This window comes from Pseudoalteromonas sp. GB43, assembly GCF_054923805.1.
Map to the genome: position 1 here is coordinate 887,241 of NZ_JBPCHJ010000002.1, position 18,378 is coordinate 905,618.

The window sequence follows — 18,378 nt, forward strand, 5'->3', positions numbered from 1 at the left end:
CAATAGTTTCAACTCTTACCAACCACTCACAGCGCTCTTTATGGGCGCTGTTTTTATTTGCTCTCGATTTTATTCATCGTTATAGTTGTTTAAACCTTTTTGATGAGTACTCGTTTTGGTCGATCTAGATTCACAATTACAAGAACAATATTATCAGCTGAACGATGCATTTTTAGCTGAACCTTACTTACCAATAGATATTAGAATAAAGCTTCTAAAACGCGTCAAAGTTGCGCTTATTGAGAACGAGCAGGCTTTAGTGAATGCTGCAAGTAAAGATTTTGGATACCGTACAGCCTTCGATACTGTACTAGGCGATATTTTCCCAACAGTTAAAACAATCAGTGATGTGATTAAGCGTTTACCAAAGTGGGCAAAAAATGAATCTCGTGGTGTTGGACTTAGTTTATGGCGTTTCGTCTGCACATATCAGTTATCAGCCGAAAGGGGTTGTAGGCATCATTGCCCCATGGAATTATCCAATTCAACTTGCGTTAGTTCCTGCCATAACCGCATTAGCCGCAGGCAATCGCGTAATGCTAAAGTTAAGCGAATATACACCTCACACTAACGCAGTTATAAAAACGATTTTGGCTGATGAATTGAAAGAGCATTGTATCGTGATTGAAGGCGAAGCAGAACTTGCTGCAAAATTTTGCCAACTTCCTTTTGCTCATATGCTGTTTACTGGTTCAACCGCTGTCGGCCGTAAAGTAATGCAAAGTGCTAGTAAAAACCTTACCCCAGTGACGTTAGAGCTAGGTGGTAAGTCGCCAGTAATTGTTCTTGATGATGCAAATATCAAAGAAGCAGCGAAAACAATTTTATTTGGTAAATTGAACAATGCAGGGCAAATTTGTGTTGCTCCTGATTACGTATTTGTTCCAAAGCGCCTTGAACATCAGTTGGTAATGCAGCTTTGTGATATTTACCGAAAACATTTTAAACAAGGTGTTGAAGGTAAAAATCTGACTTCAATTATCTCCGAGAGTCAATACCAGCGATTAGCTGCTTATTTAGTTGATGCAAAAGACAAAGGCGCGCAAGTATTTGAGCCGATAGAAGGTCATCAAGTTGATGAACTAAAACACCGTATGGGCTTGCATATTTTAACGCAAGTGAATGATGATATGCGCGTCATGCAAGACGAGATCTTTGGCCCCTTACTGCCCATTATCGGTTATGAGTCATTGCAGCAGGTGATTGATACGATCAATGGTGACTCATTACCTCTTGCTTTGTATATTTTGGGGCACGATAAAGAGAAAATCAGTAAATTAAGCACATCAATCAGAAGTGGTACATTAGCAATTAATGATGTATTGATGCAGGTAACAGCAGATCAGCTACCGTTTGGTGGTATTGGTGAGTCAGGGATGGGGCACTATCATGGCATTGAAGGTTTTAAAACCTTTAGCCATGCACGAAATACCTTGGTATCCGGTAAGTTTAACCCTCGCACTAGCTTATTGCTAAAACAAAATAAATTGCTGATCAAACTATTAAAATGGTTGTACTTGCGCCCTTAAGCGCAAGTACGAAGTTTATTTATAGACGCCCGTCAGGTGCGTATAAACCAGCCTGTATTTTTGCATAAATGGCATCTGCTTTTTCTTTAGCAGCTTCAATTTCTGCAGGCATCATACTTCGCTCATCAAGCTTACGGCTATGGCTTGCATCCATGTTGCCGTTGTATTCAGCAATGGTATTCCAAATGTATGATTTTTCGAGATTCTTAGGAACTCCTAACCCTTCGTAATACATTAAAGCCATGTTGAATTGCGCAAGAGTAAAGTTATTTGCAGCCGCCTTTTGGTACCAACTAAGCGCGGTACGGTAATCTTGAATTACCCCTTCGCCATTGGCATACATAACCCCTAAATTAAACTGTGCCGCTGGATGGTTTTTTTGTGACGCCATTTCATACAATGAAATGGCTTTTTCTTTATCAAGTTTGACACCTTTACCTTCTTGATAAAGTACACCCAATGCGAACATTGAATCAGCATGCACTTTTTTTACTGCTTTTTCGTACAACTCTGCTGCTTTACGATAGTCTCGTTGCACACCAAAGCCACCTTCGTACATTTTAGCAAGCTCATACATTGCAGGGGCATAACCTCTGTCTGCAAGGTAATTAAATTCATGAAGCGCTTCTTCAAAACGGCATTCATTCGCCGCTAATTGGGCATCTTCAAGACTGGCATTTGCTAAAGGTGACAAGATTAACGTGCTAGCGAGCAATAGTGATTTAAAATTAGGCTTGATCATAGTCTGCCTCCAAATGTGTGTTAGGTATCAATAACAAAGCATTGAGCTATTGATAAAATGCCTTGCCAAACAGCCTCAGAGCAAAACATCACTTTTAGTTTAGCCCCAACAGCTGCAAATGCCCAATTTATAGACAGCGGCAAGCTTTGCAATTAACAAGTAGGCTTAAGATACAGATTTTCCAGAAAAATTAAAGAAATAAAAAAAGCCCTTAGCGGGCTTTTTCGTGTCATATCTACCGTCACCGATATGAGCAATGTAGCAAGTAAAGTGTAACGTTTTATGTCTATGTTTGGGTCGAGGAAACAGATGACAATCAAGAGTTACATCTTGAACTAACTTGGTAAAACAGCATCAAAACCTTTAACAGTATGATGTTGCTGTGAGAATAGTCTAGCGAACCAAGTTGTTGATAACGATTATTACTTAGGTTTAACCGTTCGTCAATACTCAAATGATAATTAATTTCATTTAATTTGGTTGCTGAATTTTTGTTCTTAGTGGTAAGTTTACTTTGTTTTGAAATAGGATTTGAAAAAACTACAATGAAAAAGCTATCAAAGTATCTAATAGTATTTAGTTTATTGTTTACAGCAGCAGGGTGTTCTCCGAGCTTTACTTACAATAATTTAGGTTGGTTATCAGGGTTTTGGATTGATGATTATGTTGACCTTAACAGCGACCAGGCTGATAAATTTGAGCATATTGTCAAAACCAGCCGAGATTGGCATCGAGAAACACAACTCCCCTTATATAAACGCGACCTTGAAAATTTAAAGACCATGTTAGATAAGCAAGTTGACCATAACGAGCTTAAAGCACACTTTGTACAAGCGAAGCAGCACTGGCAAACATTGATTAATAAAATTGAGCCTGAACTTATCGCTTTAGCGAATTCACTTTCTTATAAGCAGCGCGTAGAGTTTGTTGCTGCACTGCAAGAAAACATTAATGATGAGTACAAAGAGCACGAAGAAAAATCACCTGAGCAACATAAAAAAGAACGTTTAGAAGAAAACCTTGAAAATTATAAAGAGTGGTTCGGTACCAAACTCACAGCGCAGCAAAAAACACTCATAGAGAGCTCATCAAATTCTCGAGTCAGTACATTTTTAATGTGGATGCAGTACAAACAAAAGCGTTTGGATGCATTAAAAACGTTATTTATGCAAAAGCAAAAACCAACAGACTTTGATAGCCAGTTGGCTGTCATCATTAATAATCGCTTAGCTTTTATGAGCGACGAGTTAATTGCAGCCGATGATAAAAATCTCGATAACTACGTTAATTTGTTAGTGGAACTAAAACCTACATTAACCGATAAACAGCGTCGTAACGTTCGCGATGAGTTTGATGAGTTAATCGAAGAGGTAAGTGATTTGATTGATGATTAATGGGCTAGATGTGTTTGGACGTGATATGAAATCGATGGCAGCTAGCAGCTTATGTTTTTAAAATAAAAGTTAGAAAGTATCAGTTTTTCAGGATTTTATGTTAATAAACGTAGTTTAATGAGGGTTTGCTTAATAATTTGTTCCTAATTTTTTAATTTGGAGTTAAAATCTAGTCACTATAATAATAACGAGAAACTGAATGGATATTGGTGCGCTAAGAGGCACTCAAGCTTTACGTAATAACGTTCTTAAATGGATGGGCTTTTGTCTAGGTGTTTTAGCGGGCGTGTTCGCGGTTTTTAATCTATTTATAAATGACTTTGTTGTTCTAGGTGCGTTAGAAGTCGTTTTTGCTTCGTTTTGTTTTTATATCTTTTTCTATACCCGAAAACGTAATGCTCAGCTCTGGCAATCACTTACTCTGTGTTTGTTTTTAAGTTTACTCATTACATTAGGTACTTACTTAAGCAGTATTAAGAGTTTACTTTTTATCTGGACATGTTCATTGCCTGTATTGTTCTATCTACTACTTGGTAAGCAATATGGGCAAGTGTTGTCTTTGATGGTTGCACTATTACAAGCACTGATTTTATTTAGTAAAACAAGTCTAGAGCCTCTGAACAGCATTAATTTTTTACTCAATTTTTCGTTTACCTATATCTGTATTTGGGCAGTATCTCACACCTTTGAAAATAGTCGTGCTGAATATGGACAGCGACTTGAAAACTTAGCCTTGCTCGACCCTTTGACTGGCGCGGGGAACCGCTTGGCAATGACCCATTATTTTGAAGTTGAATTAAAAAACAAAAATGGCTTGTTTATCTTAATGCTCGACCTTGATTATTTTAAGAATATTAATGATCAGTATGGTCATGATGTTGGCGATCGCATTTTGATTGAAGTAACCAGTTTCTTTAGGCAACGCATTAGTAAAGGCTATGTATTTCGTATTGGCGGTGAGGAGTTTGCTATCTTCTTACCTGAGAGCGACCCGCAAAGTGCCTATGAATTTGCAGATATGCTGCGCGAGCACCTATCAACCACTATCCACAATATTGATGAGCAAGTAATTAATCTGACTATTAGTATTGGTGTTGCTTGCTACATGCCAAATCAAACCCTGAAAAACTTTATTAAACGTGCTGACGATGCGCTATACCAAGCAAAGCAGCAAGGACGAAATAAAGTTGTAACAGCTTATGAGTTGAGCCAAGAGTCAATAGAGCATAATAAAGCGAGTTAGCGTTTATAAATTTAGCTTTTGTACATAGTGTCAAAGTCAGGGATGTTTGCCTCCCAAATAGGAATATCTTTGCCTATGTATTCACGCATAGCATCAAAGAATAAACGCGTTCTTACTGGTAAGTCTCTGTGTGGGTAAACAGCATACACCGCGCTGTAATCGAGTAATTCCATATCGGTTAAAATGGGTACGAGATCGCCACGCTTAACTTCATCGTCAAGAATAAATGCCGGCGCCAAAACATACGCATTGCCTGAAATAGCTTTCATTAAAAGTACTTCTGCATCGTTCGCACGAAAGACGCTTTTAATATTTTGCTCAATAATATCGCCATCGGCATTACGATAACGAATTCCGCTGATGCGTTTACTTGGGCTTGAATAGCTGGCGGCAGGTAGCTCTTTTAAATCCTCAACCTGTTTTGGCATACCGTAAGTTTCAATAAATTCCGGTGAAGCCAACAGCAACATACGGTTGCGGGCAATTTTGCGGGCAATAAATGACGAGTCTTTTGGTTCGCCAACACGAAAAGCTAAATCATAGCCTTCTGATACTAAATCAATCAGCCTGTCGTCTAAACGTAGCTCCACCTCAACTTGCGGAAAGCGTTTTTGAAAGTCGTTAATGACTGGTTGAATATAACGTTTACCAATAATACTTGATGAGGTAATTTTTAACGTACCACGGGGTTCTTGGTGGTAATTCTCTGCAAGCCTTACTGTATCTGATAACAAATCTCTCAGTTCAGCTGCTTTTTTTACCATTTCAGCACCAGCGGCAGTCAACGAAAAAGAACGTGTAGTACGATTTAGTAAACGCACACCTAATTCATCTTCGAGGCGGCTAATTTGTTTTGAAATAACTGAGCGATCTATATTTCTAGATTCGGCGGCTTTGGCAAATGAGCCCCGCTCAATTACTTCAAGCAACATTAATAAGCGGCTGGTGGTATCCATAGCAGTTCCTTAAATTCTATTGGTGCAATTCTGGCATTAATGAATTTAAAAATCTATCATTTTTATCCACTAATTAGTTGCGTAACATTGTCTCCTATCTAAATACAGGAGAGTCGTTATGAACAAATCTATTCTTGCAGTGGCAGTGACCATTGCGAGCTTAACGTTGGCAGGATGTGGTAGCGAAGCTAGCCAATCAGCGCAACAGCAACAATTACAACCTATCGATGTAGCGCAAGTACTTGTAAAGCCAGTACAAAATTGGCACACCTACACAACGCGTTTAGAGGCACCGCAAGAGGTTGCACTTATGCCGCGTGTTTCAGGTGTGATCGATAAAATTAACTTTAAAGAAGGTGACAGTGTTAAAGAAGGTGATTTGCTTTTCACCCTTGATGCACGCCCTTTTGCAGCAGTAGTCGATAGCTTAAAAGCGCAGATAGAGAGCGCCAAGGCCGCATTAGAGCAGGCTAAAAGTGAAGCAAAACGTGCAGAGCGCTTAACTGAGCGTAAAGCAATTTCAACGGAGCAAGCGGAGTCTCGTAAATCAACGCTAAGACAACGCGAAGCGCAATTGCTAGCGCTACAGGCTGAACTTACGGCCGCAGAGCTTGATTTAGAATTTACTCAAGTGCGTTCACCTATTGATGGCGTTGTATCGCGTGCGAATATTACCAAAGGTAATAACGTGCTTGCTGGTCAAAGCGTGTTAACAAGCATTGTTTCAAACCAGCAAATGTATGCTTATTTTGATATTGATGAGCGTACATGGAATCAATCGTTTACTGATGTGACAGCGCAAAGTGAACAAGCGGTTGTGATGCAAAAAGTGGGTCAAACCAGTTTTAACTACAATGGCAAAATCAACTTCATTGATAACCAAATTAATGAAACTACCGGCACTCTTCGTGTTCGTGCGGTGTTCGAAAACGATGAACAACAATTACGTGCGGGCTCATTTGCACGTATTAAGCTTGCTGCCAATAAAGTAAGTGAAAAAGTCATTGTGCCTGAGCGTGCAATTGGGACTGATTTAAAGAATCGCTTTGTACTCACTGTAGGTGAAGGCAATGTTCTTGAATACAAATTAGTAACGGTGGGTGAGCGTTACGGCAGTTTACGTGCGATTACATCAGGACTAAACGAAAACGATGTGATTGCTGTGAATGGCCCGGCGCGTGTTGGCCCTGGTATGCCAATTTCACCAAACACAGTCACAATCAATAGCGACGGAATTGCATTTACTCTTTCAAATAATCACTCAGATTTGGTTGCTAAACAGTAGGTCAAAATGAAATTTTCACACTTTTTTATCCAGCGACCCATCTTCGCAGCGATGCTGTCGCTTATATTTCTCATTGCAGGGGCAATTTCGCTATTTCAATTGCCAGTGAGTGAGTACCCTGAGGTTGTACCGCCAACGGTTGTAGTTACAGCAAATTACCCGGGTGCTAACCCAACGGTGATTGCCGAAACAGTGGCAACGCCACTTGAGCAAGAAATCAATGGTACAGAAAACATGTTGTATATGTTTTCACAAGCAACCAGTGATGACCGCATGACTTTAACAGTTACTTTTGCATTAGGTACTGATTTAGACCGTGCACAAGTTCAAGTGCAAAACCGTGTTAACAGTGCGCTACCACGCTTACCACAAGAAGTTCAGCGTTTAGGTGTTGTAGCCGAAAAATCATCACCTGATTTAACCATGGTGGTGCATTTGTACTCGCCTGAAAAAACGCATGATACAACTTACTTAGCGAACTATGCTGATTTGTATATCAAAGACCAAATTGCGCGCTTAGGCGGCGTGGGTGATGTGCAAATGTTTGGTGGTGGTCAATATTCAATGCGTGTTTGGCTTAACCCTGATGCACTCTCTGCTCGCGATTTAACAGCAATGGACGTAGTAAATGCATTACGCGCTCAGAACCAACAGGTTGCTGCGGGTAGTTTAGGTGCGCAACCTACCTCGAAAAGTAATCAATTTCAAATTCTGATGAATGTAAAAGGGCGCTTAAGCTCACAAGAAGAATTTGAAAATGTGATCATCAAAGTAGGTGAGCAAGGTCAGCTTACACGCCTAAGTGATGTAGCACGCCTTGAATTAGGCCAAAACACCTATGCATTAAGAGCGATGTTAGATGGTCAACCTGCACTTGCAATGCCGATTTTCCAGCGCCCAGGTTCAAATGCGATTGAGCTTTCTGATCAAGTGCGTGAAACCATGAAAGTATTATCAAAAGACTTTCCGGCAGGTGTTGAATACGACATTGTTTATGACCCAACTGTATTCGTACGCGGTTCAATTGATGCTGTTATTAAAACGCTACTAGAAGCAATTGCATTAGTTGTAATCGTTGTTGTGGTGTTCTTACAAACTTGGCGTGCATCAGTAATCCCACTGATTGCAGTACCGGTATCTTTGATTGGTACGTTTGCGGTTATGCAATGGTTGGGGGTTTCGATTAATACCTTATCGCTATTCGGTTTGGTTCTTGCCATTGGTATTGTTGTTGATGATGCCATTGTTGTGGTTGAGAACGTTGAGCGTAATATCGAGCAGGGTTTATCACCACTTGAAGCAACCCGTGTTGCAATGACAGAAGTAACAGGACCAATTATCGCCATTGCACTTGTATTGTGTGCGGTATTTATTCCTACGGCATTTATTACGGGGTTATCTGGTCAATTTTACAAGCAATTTGCTTTAACCATTACTATTTCGACGGTTATCTCAGCGTTTAACTCGTTAACACTATCGCCTGCGTTATCGGCGTTACTATTAAAAGGTCATGATGCAAAACCAGATCGTTTAACTAAGCTATTAAACCGTGTATTTGGTAACTGGTTATTTAAACCTTTTAACCGCTTATTTGATAAAGGCGCCAATGGCTACGAAAAGCTGGTACAAAAGCTAATTCGTATGAGTGTGATTGTATTAGTTGCTTATGTTGCACTTGTTGGTGGCACAGTAAAATTGTTTGACGCAGTACCAGGTGGTTTTATCCCACAGCAAGATAAGCAATATTTAGTGGCTGTTGCACAGTTGCCTGATGCGGCAAGTTTAGACAGAACTCAAGAAGTCGTGCAAGAAATGGAAAAAATTACATTACAAGTACCGGGTGTTGCTAACACAGTATCGTTTCCTGGTTTATCGGTGAATGGTTTCACAAATAGCCCTAATAGCGGCATTGTATTTACACCGCTTGCCCCTTTTGAAGAGCGTCAAGATCCGAGTATGTCGGCAATGGCGATTGCGGCTCAGTTAAATCAAAAGTTTGCCAGTATTGATGAAGCATTTGTTGCGGTATTCCCGCCACCGCCAATTCAAGGTTTAGGTACAACGGGTGGCTTTAAACTGCAAATTGAAGACCGTGCAAACAAAGGCTTTGAAGCACTCTTTAACAGCTTACAAGCAACTATTGCGAAAGCGCAGCAAGACCCTGCATTAATGGGACTTTATTCAAGCTTTAGAATTCAAGTACCGCAAATGGATATCGACATTGACCGTGAGCAAGCGCTGATCCAAGGTATCCCACTTGATGAAGTATTTAATGCCTTACAAGTGTACTTAGGTTCTGTGTATGTGAATGACTTTAACTTGTTTGGTCGTACATATCAGGTTAATGCGCAAGCTGATGCTGACTACCGCCAAGATCCTGAGCAAATCTTGAATCTTAAAGTACGTAACCGCATGGGTGAAATGGTGCCATTAGGCTCTGTATTAACGGTCACACCAACAACATACCAGATCGTGTAATGCACTACAATGGTTACCCTACAGCTGAATTAAATGGTAGCCCAGCACCAGGTTATAGCTCTGATCAAGCGCAACATGCGATTGAAGCAATCCTTGCCGATACATTACCAAATGGTATTGAGTTTGAGTGGACAGAAGTAACTTATCAGCAAATATTAGCGGGTAATACCATGGTGTATGTTTTCCCACTTGTTGTATTGCTTGTGTTTATGGTACTTGCAGCGCAATACGAGAGCTTAAGATTACCACTGGCTATTATTCTGATTGTACCTATGACGATTTTCTCCGCCTTATTAGGTGTGTGGTTTGTTGGTGATGACAACAACATCTTTACGCAAATCGCATTAATCGTACTGGTTGCACTGGCAAGTAAAAATGCCATCTTGATGGTAGAGTTTGCACGAGATCAGCATAAAACGGGGTTGTCTCACCTTGAAGCCATTATTAAAGCGTGTCGCTTACGACTTCGCCCAATTTTAATGACATCAATTGCCTTTACGGCAGGCGTTGTACCTCTTGTTTTAGCCACAGGTGCAGGTGCAGAGATGCGTCATGCCATTGGTAACGCAGTGTTCTCAGGCATGATTGGTGTAACTGTGTTTGGCTTATTGTTCACCCCGGTGTTTTATATGTTAGTCACTAAAAAATCGCAGAAGGAGCAACACGATGCATAAGCCTCTTCATGGAACCTTTAAACACGGCAAACTAGTCAGTGCGATGCTGTTAGCTGGAGCACTGGCTGGCTGCGCACAAAGCGTTGATATGCAAGAGCAGCAAGTGAGCCTGACACAATTTGTTAGCGATACACAAATTGGTGAACAAAGCGAAGGTGAGAGCGAAAATAACTGGTGGCGTCGTTTAGATTCAGCGCAGTTAAACAATTTAGTGACTGATGCATTAGCAATGAATCACGACCTAAAAACCAGTCAACTTCAACTTGATGCAGCCATTGCCCGTTTAGGTGCAGCCCGCGCGGATTATTATCCGCAGGGCAGCCTAAGCGTAGGCGCAGAGCGCAGCAGCTTAGATGGCGCAATTACGCGCCAATCAAACGCAGGTGTGAACGTAAATTGGCAGCTTGATTTGTTTGGTCGTATTACTGCGCTTGTCGATGCTGCTAATGCGGGTGCACTAAACCAAGCGGAGCAGCTAAGAGCATTACAGGTTGAAGTGGTTTCTGCCGTGGTGCAAGGCTATGTCAGCTATCAAGGTAATGTACAAAAGCAAGCGATTATTGAAATGCAAATCGAGGCGCTCGAGCAAAGTATTGATGTGCTTAAAGCGCGAGTAGAAGAGGGGGTTGCGAATGAGCTTGATCTTAACCGTACTCTTGCCCAGTTAAAGCAGCAACAAGCGCTTATTCCTGAGCTTAGCTACTTGCAATATCGTGACCTCGCAACCCTTGCGGTGCTAACAGGGCGACTTGCCAGTGACATAACTTTGATAGAAGAGCCTGAGTTACTCAGTCACGAATTTAGTGTGTCGTTTAATAAAGCCAGTGAAGCAATGGCACTGAGACCAGATATCACCAGTGCTTTATACCAGTTTAGTCAGGCTTATTCGCTAAGTGTTGCCGCCTCAAAAGCATTACTGCCAGATATTAGTTTATCGGGTTTGCAGGTGTGGTGAGTTTAACCAGCAATGGCTTAGAAGATACTGTGCAACAATGGCAAGTAACCCCAAAAGTTGAATGGTCATTACTCAGCTATCCTGCATTATTAGCTCAGCGTGATGCACAGCAATTTTTAAGTGAAGCTGCTTACAGTGACTATCAAAGTAAAGTACTAAAAGCCATTAGCGATAGTGAACTTACTTTACAAAGGCTAGTCAAACAGCAGCAACAGTTAAGTTATGCTGATCAGCGTTTTAATTATGCCAATAAAGCATTTGGTCAAGCTCAAGCAATGTATCAAGAAGGACAAATTCCTTACTTAGAGTTGTTAGATGCGAGACAGGATGTTTTAATAGCGCAAGAGAACGCTGTTGATTCAACAATTGCTTCATTACAGGCCAAAGTAAGTGCTTATCAAGCATTTAATGGTCGTTGGAGCTTTGAACTAAACAACCTTTAACCCAGAGTATTCAATGTCACATATTCAACAAACTACAGAACTTCCGTCAACAATGCGCGCGCTTGCACTGATTGAGCCGAATGACGCCATAGCGTTATCTGAACTTTCTGTGCCAGTACCGAGCCCTGAAGGCAATGAGCTTTTGGTTAAAGTTGAATATGTAGGCTTAAATCATGGTGATGCCAACTTTGCAAAACAAGGTTTTTGTAAATGGCATTACCCCCATGTATTAGGTCATGATGCTGTTGGCGTGGTTGTTCAGGCAAATAAAGGTGTATTCCCAGGTGTGGGCGCGCGCGTTGTATGGCACGCCAGCCTTGGCGACCAAGGTGTGTTATCTGAATACACAACGGTGCCAAACTATGCGGTATCGGTTGTGCCAGATAACGTTTCACCGGCAGATGCTGCAACCTTACCTTGTTCAGGTATGACGGCATTCATTGCCCTTGATAAGTTGCAACTAAGCGAAGGGGATTCACTGTTTATTGACGCAGGGGCAGGCGGCGTTGGTCAATTTGCTATTCAATTTGCTAAGCAACGTGGTGCAACTGTATTTACCACTGCCAGTAAACACAATCATAAGTTACTTAAGCAATTAGGTGCTGATGTGGTGTTTGATTACAAAGACCCTAAACTTGAAGATAAAATTCGCCGTGAATTAGGCCCGCAAGGCTTTGACGCGGTGCTTGATTGTATTGGTGGCGATACCACCATTCGTAACGTTGAGCTAATGCGCTTTTGTGGCCGTATTGCCTGTTTAAATGAATTACCTAAATTTGAACAAGAACTTATGTTTAGGCGCGCACCAAATATTGGCATTGTATCCTTAGGCGGAGCGTGGCTTGCAAATAGCTTATGTGCGCAGCAAAAGCTGAGCTTTATGGGTAACTTATTACTCGATAATGCAGCCCGTGGCGAGATCAAACTGCCACAAATTCATGCCGTTGATTTTACCGCCGAGGCTGTTTCAGCTGCTTTAAATAAACAACTTGCTGGTGGCTTTACCGGTAAACAAGTTGTGCAGGTAAGCGGTTAATCTTGCAAACTCACTGCCCAGTCATCTTGTTTGATGGTCAGTGCAATCTGTGCCATTTTTGTGTGCGGTTTATTGTTCACTTTGATAAGCAAATCACCTTTAAGTTATGCCCCATGCAAAGCGATAAAGGTGAGCGTTTATTAATGGCTCACAAAGTTAAAGATCCACTTTCCTCAATGTTAGTGATTGATAAAAACCAGCTATATAAACAAAGTGACGCTGTGTTATTTATCGCAACTCAATTAGGTTTTCCATTCTCTTTAGCTAACGTGTTCAAGCTACTGCCAAAAGGTTTTCGCGATCGTATCTATGATTGGCTTGGTCGTAATCGGTATCGGTTTTTTGGCAAGCAAACACAGTGTAAGTTACTGACCGAAGAACAAAAGCAGCATTTTTTATAAACATTTAAAGCAAAGCTTGCTATTCTCGTTATTGGGAACAAATCACAATAATAAGAATATGAACATACTCTTTCTAATCCTAAGCTCGGTTTACATTGCTTTACTGCTCTTTATACCATCATTAACTCAGCCTATTATGGCGCTATTTAAAACATTACCAATCGAACATGTTGATTGTGATGGTATTAAAAGGGCGCAATCAGTTACAAAATCGCACTTTTATTACTTTATTATTCGCTCTTAGTTTTTCAGCACTAGGTGATGTGCTGCTAGCCCTTGATACGGGGCAACTGTTTATAGGCGGTTTAGCGGCATTTTTTGTCAGCCACGCTTTTTATATCATTACCATGTTGCCAATTAAAAACTGGCGACTAGACGTTGTACTTCTTTATCTCTTTTTGGCCATCATCGTTTTTTGCTTATTCTATCCAAACTTAAATGACATGCTCATTCCTGTGCTTTTCTATATGCTGGTGCTTACTATAATGGCAAGCCTTACTTGGATGACGGATCAATCGAACGGTTTTTTAGTGTTAGGTGGGGCCGTGTTTGTTATATCAGACTCTATTCTTGGCCTTAATCGTTTTTATTTAGAAATAGCACATGCAGATATCGCAATAATGTGTAGTTATTATTTAGCGCAATTTTGTTTGGTGACAGGTTTTTTGCAGGCAACAAGTAAACATAAATAGCCGTAGTGGCTCAGTGGTGATTGCCGTGATAAAATATGCGCGTTTTAATTTTCGAGATTTTCCATGGCAAATACAGCGCACGCACTGCACATCCTTGTTAAGCACAAAGAACAAGCTGAAGACATCATCAAGCAACTTAAAAAAGGTGCGAAGTTTCAGACGTTAGCTAAAAAATATTCAACCTGTCCGTCGGGTAAAAAAGGCGGCGATTTGGGGGAATTTAGACGTGGGCAAATGGTGCCACAGTTTGACAAAGTAGCATTCAGCGGCGAAATCTTAGAGCCACATTTAGTGAAAACGCGCTTTGGTTGGCATGTAATCAAAGTGCTATACAGAACGTAAAGCCAAAACCTGCCTAAATAGTGTAAGACATGTTGTTAGTCTTATACTTTTATTCTCAGTGAGTTAAAGCGCAAGGTTTAACTCACATTGCCCAAAATCAGACCATTATAGTTTGTAATTCAAAGGGCTATTTTAAGTCTTTAGTTTAAAAAACTTGTTATATTTCTTTAAATTCAGGTTTTATTAAACCAAAACACTTTAAATCATGGAATTCGTTTTTCCAGAAACCACTTGAACGCCTAATTCCTTCCTCTTTGAAACCTAGCTTTTTTAACACTGATTCAGAAGCAGCATTTCCAATCATAATATCACCTTGGATCCGGTAGAGTTCGCCTAAAGGTTGGTCATTAGAGAATGCAAATTGGACAATCTTGTTAACAGCCTCGGAAGCATAGCCAAGCCCCCAATACTTTGAGGATAATTCATAGCCAATACCTGCATTTTTCATCTTCAAGTTTATTGAGTTAAATCCACACGTACCAATTAGTTTTCCCGAACTCTTAACTCGAATAGCCCAACGAACACCTACTTTTTCAGCAAAGCGTTGATTAAAAAAATCAATTAACTCTAATGATTGTTTTTCTGAATTAAAAACATCGATATCGTAATATCGAACAACGTTTTCATCAGTGAAAATATCAAGTAAAGCCTGTCCGTCACTTTTTGATAACTTATTAAGAATTAAACGAGATGTTTCTAGCTCTGGAAATTGCATTTAGTCTTCCTTGAAATAAAACGCCGTTTTAAGCGGCAAAAATAGTTGGCTATAATTTGTGACGAAAGGCACAAGCCAGTTTTTTGAATTCTTTCTTGGGCATTTTTTGATTACAATACTCTGAAAGATTCCACCCATTGATTATAACTATCTGTATTTTCGTCTAACTTAGAAATCGGCTTTGGGTTTTCTAAAGGTAAAACTTTTGAAATAAACGCAATTCTATTTTTATATAGTTTTATGGTGCATATCCACGTGCTAGCAACGTTCTGGTATGTTCCCTTAGCTAAGAATTTGTGAGAGTTGGGATCAGGCAAATTACGTTGTTCAATAATATTGAACTCGCCAATAGAGCTAAACCTTTTATGAGAGTGTTCATTTACAATAGTGGGTAGAGCTTTCTGAAATTGCTCAGTTGTAATTTCTTTAGGAAGTGTAACCCACTGAATGGTGTGTAACCCTTGAGGAGTCCAGTAACCTGAACCAATGAAAAAATCGACGAACAATTGATTGGGATAAACAATGTCTTTTGCATTTGGATGAACCAACGCGGGTAAATCCACAATAAATTCATGATTTGGAGATGTATATGTTTCATCTTTAAAGTCTATTGTCCCTGAAAGATTTAAGGTAGAACATGACATCAAGAAAAAAGCCAAACTAAGTATTGCAGCAACTCTCAAAATTAACTCCCTATGTATAACGCCACTATATGGGACGTACAAATGCTTGGCTAAAATTAGCAAAGAATGGGCGCCAGCCAAGTTTTTTTAATCAGCCCTTGATTGCTTCGTTATGCTATTAAAACGCTTTAAATTGTATATCACTAAAAAACTCTTCTGCATTTTGAGCTAATTCAGGATATTCTTTACCCTTATAGTGACGTAGAGAGTATTCCGTATGCACACCAATAGATTTTTTAAATGGGTGTATGCAATTATATCCAAGATACTCTATCAGCATTACGGCTGTTTTATTGCCACCGACTTTAGCACTGTTATCTTGAGAAATTGTTTTGTGCTTGATGCACGTTGCACCATTAAGTTGTACCAACTCTTCTGAGTTTTCCACAAGATTAAACCTGCCAATATCCGGTGAGTTTGCTCGATGTTTGACTACATGCGACAGAAATTCTTCATCGGAGGCAAACTCGGGAATTTGATAGAGTGACAAATTTATAATGCCACTGCTGTCATCATTCAGCTTAGTTCCGAGAGCAAGCTGATACCCCGTAGACGTAATGACAGACCAACTACCATTTTTAGGTGATAACGAAGAAACACCATAAATATTAACAGGAGTACCTGAATTAAGCTGTGGGGAAGTTGATGCGCACGACGTCACAAACAACAACGATATTAAAATAGTGGTAAATTTATACATTTAACTCTCCTTGTAGCACAACCTGTTTATATCGAGCGAATCAGGCGTTTTTCTAGCATAGCGTCGGCGGAAAAACCAGAGCGAAGCGGTGGTTTTGATGTCCCAGCCCCCGCGTTTCTGGGGGCGACTTGATGCGTTTGTTAGCACTACTTAGTTGAAATGATGCTCAAACTTTATATCTGTGGCCATCAATACAACCCGATCCAAAGCAACACATAGCTCATGGCCAAGTTGAACAGTGACTAACGTGACCTGATTAAGGTAGCGATTTTCATCTACCGCTTTGAGGTAGGACAATGCGCCAGCAATATTAACCCAAATGACCATTGCTTCTCCTCTTGCTGAAAGACCTAGCTTAAGCTCATCAACATTACGTTTATTGATAGAGTATGACTCGTCGCGACAAATGAGGATTACTAAATCAGCCAGAGGGCCTTTTAATATCGGATCTACTTCTGACAATTTAGGTATCAGAATTCTCAAGTTAGTTGATATATAGCTTTCTCTGTTGTTAATTTCTGATTGTAACCTTGAAGCCTGACTCTCTTTCCATTGCATCTCGACTTGAAATGCTAAATACAGCAATGAGGTAAAGGCTAGTATTGGCCCAAGTACTCCTCCAAAAAAACTTCCAAGTTCCGCCCACTTGGAATGCTCATTCCACAACCCAAAGCCAAATTTACTCACATATACAGCGATTACTAAGGATAGGCCTAGGATCGCAATAACAAGAATTACTTTTATATTCTTCAAACGACACTCTCTGTGATGCTAACGCCTCGCTTAACCGGCGAAAAATAGCAGGCTAAAATTAGCGACGAAGGAGCGCAAGCCTGCTGTTTTGCGTCCTTTGTGGTTAAAGCGTTTGTTAGTTTACAATTACACCAGCACTATTGAAAAGGTACTTAGCCACATTAGCTGGATACCATAAGAAATACGTTGATGTATGCCTGGGTTGCTTTGTGTTTTGACGGCTTTAGCCATAGTAAAGAGATAATAAATAGCAGCGACAACAGATATAACTGAAAATACACGAAAATATAGAGGGATAATATCAGTTGTTGGGCTTATAGCTATTAATATTGGTGCCGCAACGAGAGAAAGCAACATGATAAAACCAGCCCAAGAATGTACTTTACAATTAAAAGTAGGATTTTTAGTAAATGGATCGGCGTCCATTGGGAAGTAACCTGCGACCCATGTACCAACACCATGAGCTATAACTAACCAACCCGAAACATTCACTAAAGTTGAAACATTTGATAGTTGAGCCAGGTACCAGCCGAAAAAGCAAAATAGAAAACCAAGAGGATAATTATTAATTAAAGGAGATAGTTTTTCAGTTGGGCTACCAGTCGCACCTAACTCACTACAAAATTGCTTAGAATGGCTGTAACCATCATAAAACCTACTTGCTACATAAACACCAATGAAAATCCAGATTGTTGCAATTAATCCTGAATAAACCGCAATACTCTCAAACACCACCAAACTCCTTTTGTAAACTAACGCCTTAATAAACGGCGGAAGATAGCAGGCTAAACTAAGCGAAGAATGAGCGCAAGCCTGCTGTTTTACGTCCACTGTTTAATTAATTTGTTAGGTTTATTTTTGCATACTAATTTTTTATAACATACCAATTATCAAACAAGTGCTCTAAACATTGTACTTTTGGTAAACACACATCTTTGGGGTTAATATTCTTACCTAAAGCGTAAGCACCTTCACCAATTCCGTACTCACTTTTAAAGGAAAAAGCTTTTCTTAATATCCAAGCCTCACCCTCTTTTTGAAGCCAAAGTGAATTAAAGCCATTTTCTTTATATGGAACTACAATTCTGCTTAAATCTGGGTTGGAGACTTTTTTATATTTGGCACCTGCAGCAACCCAAGCTAGTGAAACTTCGGTTTCTGCAGAGGTTTGTACCCACTGTATTGAAACATAACCTTCTTGCTCGGTTGCCCTTATAGCTTTTACAAAACTTTTTGAATTCAAAAACACATAAACTACATGCTGCAATTTGCTTTCAGGCCAGTATGGGACTGTTTTCAGTATTACAAAGCAAATTATTAAAGAGAAACTTAAATATAAAATCGGCTTCATCATAAA

At 40.1% G+C, this 18,378-nt stretch carries 15 protein-coding genes and 3 pseudogenes; 10 read left to right on the forward strand and 8 right to left on the reverse strand.

Annotation, left to right across the window (positions count from 1 at the left end; all coding sequences use genetic code 11):
- Nucleotides 1–115: 115 nt before the first annotated feature.
- Nucleotides 116–1,529: pseudogene (locus ACRWSG_RS21485) on the forward strand (coniferyl aldehyde dehydrogenase).
- Nucleotides 1,530–1,548: 19 nt separating this feature from the next.
- Here the strand turns inward: ACRWSG_RS21485 and ACRWSG_RS21490 are convergent.
- A complete protein-coding gene (locus ACRWSG_RS21490) occupies nucleotides 1,549–2,271 on the reverse strand; it encodes a tetratricopeptide repeat protein (protein WP_462167486.1) in 723 nt (240 codons plus the stop codon).
- Between the two features lie 545 nt (nucleotides 2,272–2,816).
- Between ACRWSG_RS21490 and ACRWSG_RS21495 the strand changes: the two genes are divergently transcribed.
- Both ACRWSG_RS21495 and ACRWSG_RS21500 read left to right on the forward strand, forming a co-directional pair.
- Nucleotides 2,817–3,665, forward strand: coding sequence for a DUF6279 family lipoprotein (locus ACRWSG_RS21495; RefSeq protein ID WP_462167487.1), 849 nt, complete (start codon nucleotides 2,817–2,819; stop codon nucleotides 3,663–3,665).
- 199 nt (nucleotides 3,666–3,864) lie between these two features.
- Nucleotides 3,865–4,908, forward strand: coding sequence for a GGDEF domain-containing protein (locus ACRWSG_RS21500; protein WP_462167488.1), 1,044 nt, complete (start codon nucleotides 3,865–3,867; stop codon nucleotides 4,906–4,908).
- 11 nt (nucleotides 4,909–4,919) lie between these two features.
- On the opposite strand, the gene ACRWSG_RS21505 is transcribed toward ACRWSG_RS21500, so the two are convergent.
- Nucleotides 4,920–5,864, reverse strand: coding sequence for a LysR family transcriptional regulator (locus ACRWSG_RS21505; protein WP_054552136.1), 945 nt, complete (start codon nucleotides 5,862–5,864; stop codon nucleotides 4,920–4,922).
- Nucleotides 5,865–5,982: 118 nt separating this feature from the next.
- Between ACRWSG_RS21505 and ACRWSG_RS21510 the strand changes: the two genes are divergently transcribed.
- The 7 genes and pseudogenes from ACRWSG_RS21510 to ppiC all read left to right on the forward strand — a co-directional run bounded on the left by ACRWSG_RS21510 (nucleotide 5,983) and on the right by ppiC (nucleotide 14,170).
- Entirely contained in the window at nucleotides 5,983–7,149 is a 1,167-nt protein-coding gene (locus ACRWSG_RS21510) for an efflux RND transporter periplasmic adaptor subunit (protein WP_054552137.1), read from the forward strand.
- 6 nt (nucleotides 7,150–7,155) lie between these two features.
- Nucleotides 7,156–10,301: pseudogene (locus ACRWSG_RS21515) on the forward strand (efflux RND transporter permease subunit).
- Nucleotides 10,294–11,699, forward strand: a pseudogene (locus ACRWSG_RS21520) (TolC family protein). Before ACRWSG_RS21515 ends, ACRWSG_RS21520 begins: the two co-directional pseudogenes overlap by 8 nt.
- Before the next feature lie 13 nt (nucleotides 11,700–11,712).
- Nucleotides 11,713–12,735, forward strand: coding sequence for a zinc-binding dehydrogenase (locus ACRWSG_RS21525; RefSeq protein ID WP_462167489.1), 1,023 nt, complete (start codon nucleotides 11,713–11,715; stop codon nucleotides 12,733–12,735).
- A gap of 26 nt (nucleotides 12,736–12,761) precedes the next feature.
- On the forward strand, nucleotides 12,762–13,136 hold the full coding sequence (locus tag ACRWSG_RS21530; RefSeq protein WP_268842795.1) for a DCC1-like thiol-disulfide oxidoreductase family protein: 375 nt from the start codon (nucleotides 12,762–12,764) through the stop codon (nucleotides 13,134–13,136).
- Nucleotides 13,137–13,303: 167 nt separating this feature from the next.
- Complete coding sequence (locus ACRWSG_RS21535; protein ID WP_462167490.1) at nucleotides 13,304–13,828, forward strand: lysoplasmalogenase; 525 nt, start codon at nucleotides 13,304–13,306, stop codon at nucleotides 13,826–13,828.
- Between the two features lie 63 nt (nucleotides 13,829–13,891).
- Nucleotides 13,892–14,170, forward strand: coding sequence for a peptidylprolyl isomerase PpiC (gene ppiC, locus ACRWSG_RS21540; RefSeq protein WP_054552145.1), 279 nt, complete (start codon nucleotides 13,892–13,894; stop codon nucleotides 14,168–14,170).
- A gap of 157 nt (nucleotides 14,171–14,327) precedes the next feature.
- Here the strand turns inward: ppiC and ACRWSG_RS21545 are convergent, their stop codons facing one another.
- The 6 genes from ACRWSG_RS21545 to ACRWSG_RS21570 all read right to left on the reverse strand — a co-directional run bounded on the left by ACRWSG_RS21545 (nucleotide 14,328) and on the right by ACRWSG_RS21570 (nucleotide 18,375).
- Nucleotides 14,328–14,885, reverse strand: a complete 558-nt coding sequence (locus ACRWSG_RS21545; protein WP_339980578.1) for a GNAT family N-acetyltransferase — start codon at nucleotides 14,883–14,885, stop codon at nucleotides 14,328–14,330.
- 110 nt (nucleotides 14,886–14,995) lie between these two features.
- Entirely contained in the window at nucleotides 14,996–15,568 is a 573-nt protein-coding gene (locus tag ACRWSG_RS21550) for a hypothetical protein (protein WP_462167491.1), read from the reverse strand.
- A 118-nt stretch (nucleotides 15,569–15,686) separates the two neighbouring features.
- Nucleotides 15,687–16,268, reverse strand: a complete 582-nt coding sequence (locus ACRWSG_RS21555) for a hypothetical protein (RefSeq protein ID WP_462167492.1) — start codon at nucleotides 16,266–16,268, stop codon at nucleotides 15,687–15,689.
- 150 nt (nucleotides 16,269–16,418) lie between these two features.
- Nucleotides 16,419–17,021 carry a hypothetical protein gene (locus tag ACRWSG_RS21560; RefSeq protein WP_462167493.1) on the reverse strand — a complete coding sequence of 201 codons (603 nt, stop codon included), beginning with the start codon at nucleotides 17,019–17,021 and terminating at the stop codon, nucleotides 16,419–16,421.
- A 126-nt stretch (nucleotides 17,022–17,147) separates the two neighbouring features.
- On the reverse strand, nucleotides 17,148–17,753 hold the full coding sequence (locus tag ACRWSG_RS21565) for a DUF998 domain-containing protein (RefSeq protein WP_138617360.1): 606 nt from the start codon (nucleotides 17,751–17,753) through the stop codon (nucleotides 17,148–17,150).
- A 133-nt stretch (nucleotides 17,754–17,886) separates the two neighbouring features.
- Nucleotides 17,887–18,375, reverse strand: a complete 489-nt coding sequence (locus ACRWSG_RS21570; protein WP_339980573.1) for a hypothetical protein — start codon at nucleotides 18,373–18,375, stop codon at nucleotides 17,887–17,889.
- Nucleotides 18,376–18,378: the final 3 nt, after the last annotated feature.